Raw genomic sequence first — 7,247 nt, forward strand, 5'->3', positions numbered from 1 at the left:
TATTCCTTCAATGCTTTAACAGCTTCATCAGCCTTTTCATCCTTAACCATTATATAATCTGTATCGTAGGTTGACAGTGCAAATATACTTACCCCAGCCTCTTTCATTATACCGCTAAGATTTGCCATTATTCCAATTAATGAAAAGTCAAGACGTCCTTCAACCTTGAATAACCGCCAATCCCTTTCACACAATATATCCTCGTCCAGCTCTTCCGATTCGATATTTTTTTCAAGACAAACAAGTGACAACTCATCAAATGTCTTTGTTATAGAAAAGAAGTCTCCCCTGTATGCCCAGGCAGGTATCCTGTCATTCTTGTTAAGTTTACATACTATGTATTTGTCTTTAAAAAGAGACAATTTCAAGTTCATAAGTTCCTCCTTTAAATCCTGTAATAATCACTGTAGGGATTTCACATAGCAAACTATTTCCGATATGTTCTTTTTATTGGTGAAATCCACTGGTTTGCTGTAGGCAGCAAGCATTCCCTTTTCATCAGGTGTCAAATTTTCTTTTTTATTTAGCTTGAATTTAAGGAGCCTCATTAGTATCTTGTCCTTGAATGTGCATCTGTCGTACTGAAAACCTCCACGTAAATAATAGAATTTAATTTTTTTTCTTTCTTCCTCGTCGAAGTTCCTCTCGAAAACCTCTTCATGTATTTCATCACTTGGAGGTGATGCTCCACAGGCAAAGACTATTATCTTCTTGTCCCTCAATGTCTCCATAGCTTGCTTTATAAACTTTAATCCGTTAATGCCTACTGCATAAAGCCCTCCACCGAAAATCAAGGTGTCATAGTTTTCAAGCTCGTTAAAATCCACTTTTTCTCCGTTAAATACATCTGCAGTCAATGCATCACTTAGCATCAATGCATAGTTTTTCACAAACCCCGACTTGGATCTATATATTACAGCCGTTTTCATTTAACTACCTCAACATTTCTTTGATTTTCCCAATATCCTCTATAAACTCTTCAACCGCTTCAACAGGTGTCGCCCATGAAGTTACAATCCTTATTGCCGAAGTATCCTCCCCTTGCTTGCTCCATATATAAAACAAATATTTCTCGCTTAGCTTTCCAATAAGCTCATTTGGAAGTATGGGGAATATCTGGTTTGACGAAGGTGTCCCCAAAAATCCATATCCAAGTTCAGCAATGGCATCGCTAATTTTAAAAGCCATATCGTTTGCATGGACTGCATTTTTTTCAAAGAGACCATCCTTGAAAAGTTCAAGGAACTGAACGCCAATTATCCTTCCCTTTGCAAGAAGTGCCCCATTCTGCTTAAGGCTGTATCTGAAGTATTTCTTCAAATCGTCATTTGTTATGACTATGGCTTCCCCCAGTAGAGCTCCGTTTTTTGTTCCTCCTATATAAAATACATCAGTGTATTTTGCAATATCTGAAAACTCAAGATCCGACTCCCTTGACTCAAGGGCAGATCCAAGCCTTGCACCGTCCATGAAAAGATAAAGACCATTTCCACTGCAATATTCGTAAAGCGATTTAAGTTCGTCTTTTTTGTATATTGTACCAATCTCCGTAGAGTTTGATATGTAAACCATTCCAGGCTTTACCATATGCTCGTCTTCGTGAACATCCAGTACTGACTTGACCATCGACGGAGTAAGCTTTCCATCTTCTGATTCCGCAACACTTATCCTATGTCCCTTTGCTTCTATGGAGCCTGCCTCATGAATGTTTATATGTCCTGTATTGGCGGATATTACCGATTCATAGGGTCTTAAAATCGACGATATAACTATTAGATTCGCCTGGGTTCCTCCAGATGTATAGTGTACATCAGCATCTGTATTCCCAATCTTTTCCTTAATAAACCTGGAAGCTTCAATACAATAGTCATCCTCTCCATATCCATCCTGCTGGGACAGGTTTGTTTCAAACAGTGATTTAAGTATGTTTTCGTGTGCTCCTTCGCTGTAGTCGTTTCTAAAACTGTGTCTTATTGTCATATTCTACCTTCCTGTTTTTTATATTATTTAAATATTCATTCCCATCAGTAACTCCAGTTATTTGATTCTACCAAAATGTTTAATAGGCTCACTATCACTCTCCATCAAGAAATGCATCAATATTTTCCCATTCTATGGACAAATCATCCTTTATTTCATATTCAAGAATTGCATAACCTACTACATGTCCGTCACAAAACTCACCGTAAACCCATTTGGAGTTCAATATCCTAGGTCCACTCCATTGCATGGTTCCTCCAAGGACGCCATCATAAGGTATGAGCTCAGGATGTAATTTAAGATCCTCCAATATAATGCTGCAGTCCGTTATTCCCTTATACCTAAGAAGGTCCCTAGCAACGGAATCGGAACAATTCTCCTCTTCTTTCACTTCTTCACTTATATTTCTTATGCTTTCCGACTGTTCAAAAAGCTTTTCATAAGGGTCTGATTCCTCAAGAAAATAGAATCCATTATCACTAACTATTGAAAAGACTTTTCTTTCAACAATTTGTTCCTGATTAAAAACCTCCATGACAACAATTTCATCTCTCTCGATAAAGACTCCATCCTCTTCAAAAGGAGTCCAGTATATGGTTCTGTCTTCATATTCAAGTTCAAGATAATATAACTCCCTATCCCATTCAAATGAAGCTGTGGACCTAAGCATCCTTCCTCCTGAATATCTGATCTTTATAAGCATATCATCAGTTGCAAGGTCCTCGTCTGTTTCTATACTTATTGGTAATCCGGGAACACTAGACATTGCCGGCGTATAATTTCCAGCATGAGGTACAACAAGGTATTCCCATGTCTCAACAGGTATCTCATCCTGCGCTTGTGAACATCCACATAAGGACAAGATAAGGACTAGAATCACAATAATCTTTATCACTATTGTTTTACTGAACATGTTAACCTCCATTATTATGTTATTTAATCACATCTTTAATCCACTTCTCAGCCCTTTCTATTTCTCCATCCTTCAAAGGTCCTTCGGAATCAGTTACATAATAACCTTCAGGGGGTATAACTACAGTACCACCTTTTCCGACAAGAGCCTTGCCTATGGGCTCGGCAGCATAACCAAAAACATTTACAAGTGCATTCAGTATCTTTGAATTTACATCCTTTGTATTCATCCTTGTGTCAAAAGCAACGGATTTAACTCCCAATAGACCATCCTTGGGAATCTTCCTAATGAAGTCCATTACTGCCTTTGTTGCCTTGAATGCCCTGGTTGGAGATCCAACAACTATAAACTCCAAGTTTTTTATGTCTTCCTTTTCAACATTGTGTACCTTAACAAGCTTTACCTCATGTGTATCCTTCAATGATTCATGCAGGTGTATGGCTATTTTTTCCGTATTTCCAAAATATGAATCGTAGACAATTAGTCCTTTCATAATTACCTCCATTCTATTCTCAAAAACCTACCTTTATTATACAACTTTTGCCCTTTCTCAACAAACAATACTTTATATACAACCATAAATTTCAACAAAGGTTGGAAATATAGTATTAGAAAGTTTGATTTAAAAATAAATGATTAAACATATAATTTAATATTGACATGCAATGAATTCTCCGCTATACTTCTTATTATACCCCTAGGGGGTATCATAAACTTTGGAGGTATCATAAAATATGTCGGATTTTTACATTAAAACCAATCGGATTTTTACACAATGGAGAAAATATGCGTGGATATTCACACTTACTGTAACAATAGGGGGACTTTGGTTTCCTATATTAGGTCTTCTAGTTATTCCCGTAATATTAGGTCTCATATCAGTTGCTTTGTTCAAGGGAAGATACTGGTGCGGAAATATCTGTGCTCACGGAAGTATGTTTGACTCTCTTCTCTACCCATTAACAGGAAACAAGAAGATACCTAAGTTTTTCAAGTCAAAGATTCTTGGACTTTCTTTTTTTGCACTATTCTCATTCAAAGTAGTAAGCAAAATCATACTTGTTTCTTCTAAGTGGGGAACAATGGTGTTTTGGGAAAAGCTTGGTCTCATATTTGTATCCAGTTATATAATGGTAGCAGTTGTTGGAAGCACAGTTAGCATATTATTCAGTTCCAGGACATGGTGTAACTTTTGCCCAATGGGAACTATTCAGAAATTTTCATACAGATTCGGCAAAGCTCTTGGAATCACAAAGAAGACAGATGAAAAAATCACAGCTGCCAGCACAGACATGTGCCACTCTTGCGGAAAATGCTCAAGAGTATGTCCTATGCAACTTTCACCCCATGATACTTTTTCAGAAAACAACCAATTCGATTCAGAAAACTGTATTAGATGTTCTACATGTGTAGTCAACTGCCCTGCAGGTATACTTACTCTAAGCAATCTGGCCGAGGCAAAAGAAATCAATTCAAATACCTCTTTAAGAGGATATGACACAAGAAAAGCTTTCATGTCAACCCTTAAAGAAATCAACAAGATAAACAACACAACCAACGAATATGTATTCAAGTTCACAGATGAAGACGTAGTATACGAGCCAGGTCAATTCATCCTTGTAAAAATCCAGGACAAGCCTGAAATGTACAGAGCTTACTCCATATCCGGGTTTGACAATGAAGAAAAAACTGTAACCATAGACGTCAAAAAAATGGACAAGGGATATGGCACCGGCATAATCTTCAACAACTTTAACGAAGGTGACGATATCATGCTTCAAGGGCCAATGGGACACGAGCTTCTTATAGACAAGACTGCAAAGGAAGTTGTCTTCGTAGCAGGAGGAATAGGAATCACTCCATTCAGGGCAATAGTGAAGGACCTTGTTGAAAATGATTCTGCTATTAAAAAATTCACTCTTGTATATGGCGCAAACAAGGAAAATGAATTTATGTTTGACGATGAATTTGAAAATTATTCAGATGCAAGCGACAAGTTCGACTATGTGAAGGTAGTTGCCTTTGACGATGAGTATGAGGGACACAAGGGATTTGTAACAGATGTGTTGAAGGACATGGACCTTGTAGACAACAAAATCTACATGTGCGGACCTCCACCCATGACAAAGGCTGCTGAAAAGCTTCTGTTGAACATGAATATACCGTCAGTGGACATCTCCTACGAAAGTGCTTAAAATAATTAAATCAAATCAAGTATACACAAGGGGCTGTGAAATCACAGTCCCTTGTTTTTTTATAGCTTAAGAAAGTTAAAATATGCATATTTTACTGTCTTGTTACTTCATATTTTTCTAGCTTAGGATTAAATAAATCATGATATAAGAAATACCTTATATTTGTCTATTTGTAATACGTCCTGAAATCCTATATAATATTATCCTAAGATACACAATATATTAAAGCGAGGAAATCAATGGGTAAAAAACTGGTTCTTGCAGAAAAACCTTCTGTAGGTAAAGAAATAGCAAAGGTACTTGGCTGCAGAGAGAATAGAAACGGATATATGGAAGGCAAGTCATACATAGTAACTTGGGCTCTAGGTCATCTGGTAACCCTTGCCGACCCTGATGCATACAATAAAAAATTCGGTCAATGGAATATTGAAGATCTTCCGATAATACCAGACAGGATGAAGCTTATAGTTATACAAAAAACAAGCAAGCAATACAATACAGTCAAGTCACTAATAGCAAGAAAAGATGTAGATGAAATAATCATAGCAACAGATGCTGGAAGAGAAGGAGAGCTGGTTGCAAGATGGATACTGGAAAAATCTCCTGTCAATAAGCCTCTTAAAAGACTGTGGATCTCTTCAATTACAAATAAAGCCATAACAGAAGGCTTCAAAAAACTGAAGCCTGGAAAAGAATATGAAAATCTTTTCTCGGCTGCAGTTGCAAGAGCTGAAAGCGACTGGATAATGGGAATAAACGCAACCAGAGCACTGACAACAAAATACAATGCACAGCTTAGTTGCGGTCGTGTACAGACTCCCACGGTTGCAATAATAGCACAGAGGGAAAAGGAAATAATTGAATTTCAGCCGCAAAAATACTACGGTATAAAAACAGAATCCTCAAATCTTAACTTCACTTGGAAGGACAAGAAATCCAATTCTCCAAATACATTCAAAGAAGAAATCATTGAAAATATCTTGAATAAAATCAAGAACAAGGACGGAAAAATCATATCCGTCGAATCAAAGATGAAAAAGAAATATTCACCTCCTCTTTACGATCTGACAGAGCTTCAAAGAGATGGATACAGCAAATACGAGTATTCTGCAAAGAAAACTCTTTCAATCATGCAGTCACTTTACGAACATCACAAGCTCCTAACTTATCCAAGAACAGATTCCAGATATCTGACTGATGACATGGTGGAAACACTGCCAGATGTTCTAAGAGCTATAAGTCTTGATAAATACAGACAAACTGCCTTTGGTATCCTAAAAAAGCCAGTTAAGAAATCAAAATCCTTCGTGGACAACAGCAAGGTATCGGACCACCATGCCATAATACCTACTGAAGAATCAATGATAAGAGGTTCTCTTAGCTACGATGAAAACAATATCTACGAGCTTGTAGTTAAAAGATTTCTGTCCGTTCTTCTTCCTCCATACGAATATGAAGAAAAAACTGTTAAAATGGAAATAGGTGGAGAAATTTTCACAACAACGGGTATTAGGGTTCTAAACAATGGATGGAAAATACTTTCCACGGAAAATTCAAAGGATAAACTGGTACCGGATTTCAAATCGGGAGACAGTTTGAAAATAAAGAAAGCCATGAAGACATCAGGTGAAACTGCACCTCCTCCATATTTAAATGAAGGAAGTCTGTTGTCTGCAATGGAAAACCCTGTAAAATACATGTCCACCTCTGACAAGGACTTAAAGAAAATAATCGGAGAAACCGGTGGTCTGGGAACAGTTGCAACTAGGGCCGAAATCATCGACAAACTTTTCAACACACACCTGCTGGAGGAAAGAGGGAAAAGTATAAGAGTTACCAACAAGGGAAAACAACTTCTTACCCTTGTTCCTGATGACCTAAAGTCTCCCCTTCTTACAGCAGAATGGGAAAGAAAGCTGAACCTCATATCCAAAGGAAAACTGGATAAAAACACCTTCATCAAAGAAATGAAGGGTTATACCAGGGATATAGTAAAAGATATAAAGAGCAGTACTGATAAATTCAAATACGACAACCTGTCCACTACGAAATGTACAGAATGCGGAAAACTCATGCTTGAAGTCAAGACAAAACACGGAAAAAGCCTTGTATGCCAGGACAGAAACTGCGGCCACAGGATAAACTTATCGAGAACTACC

The 7,247-nt window shown here is 37.4% G+C and carries 7 protein-coding genes; 2 read left to right on the forward strand and 5 right to left on the reverse strand.

Annotated features, from left to right (window positions below):
• The 5 genes from AC3AX0_RS04395 to AC3AX0_RS04415 form a co-directional block, all read right to left on the reverse strand.
• On the reverse strand, nt 1-374 hold a 374-nt coding region (locus AC3AX0_RS04395), incomplete at its 3' end, for an ACT domain-containing protein (protein WP_487549091.1).
• Nucleotides 375-401: 27 nt separating this feature from the next.
• Nucleotides 402-929, reverse strand: coding sequence for a flavodoxin domain-containing protein (locus tag AC3AX0_RS04400; RefSeq protein WP_487549092.1), 528 nt, complete (start codon nt 927-929; stop codon nt 402-404).
• A gap of 4 nt (nt 930-933) precedes the next feature.
• Nucleotides 934-1,980 (reverse strand): threonine aldolase family protein, encoded by a 1,047-nt coding sequence (locus AC3AX0_RS04405; RefSeq protein ID WP_487549093.1) that lies wholly within the window; start codon nt 1,978-1,980, stop codon nt 934-936.
• Nucleotides 1,981-2,074: 94 nt separating this feature from the next.
• Nucleotides 2,075-2,893, reverse strand: coding sequence for a hypothetical protein (locus AC3AX0_RS04410; RefSeq protein ID WP_487549094.1), 819 nt, complete (start codon nt 2,891-2,893; stop codon nt 2,075-2,077).
• Between the two features lie 19 nt (nt 2,894-2,912).
• Nucleotides 2,913-3,386: a flavodoxin family protein gene (locus tag AC3AX0_RS04415; protein WP_487549095.1), complete on the reverse strand. Its 474-nt coding sequence runs from the start codon at nt 3,384-3,386 to the stop codon at nt 2,913-2,915.
• A 241-nt stretch (nt 3,387-3,627) separates the two neighbouring features.
• Between AC3AX0_RS04415 and AC3AX0_RS04420 the strand changes: the two genes are divergently transcribed.
• Nucleotides 3,628-5,088, forward strand: coding sequence for a 4Fe-4S binding protein (locus AC3AX0_RS04420; protein ID WP_487549096.1), 1,461 nt, complete (start codon nt 3,628-3,630; stop codon nt 5,086-5,088).
• 239 nt (nt 5,089-5,327) lie between these two features.
• Nucleotides 5,328-7,247: DNA topoisomerase III (locus tag AC3AX0_RS04425; RefSeq protein WP_487549097.1), on the forward strand; the 1,920-nt coding region annotated here is incomplete at its 3' end.

This window comes from Dethiosulfatibacter sp. (assembly GCF_983023055.1).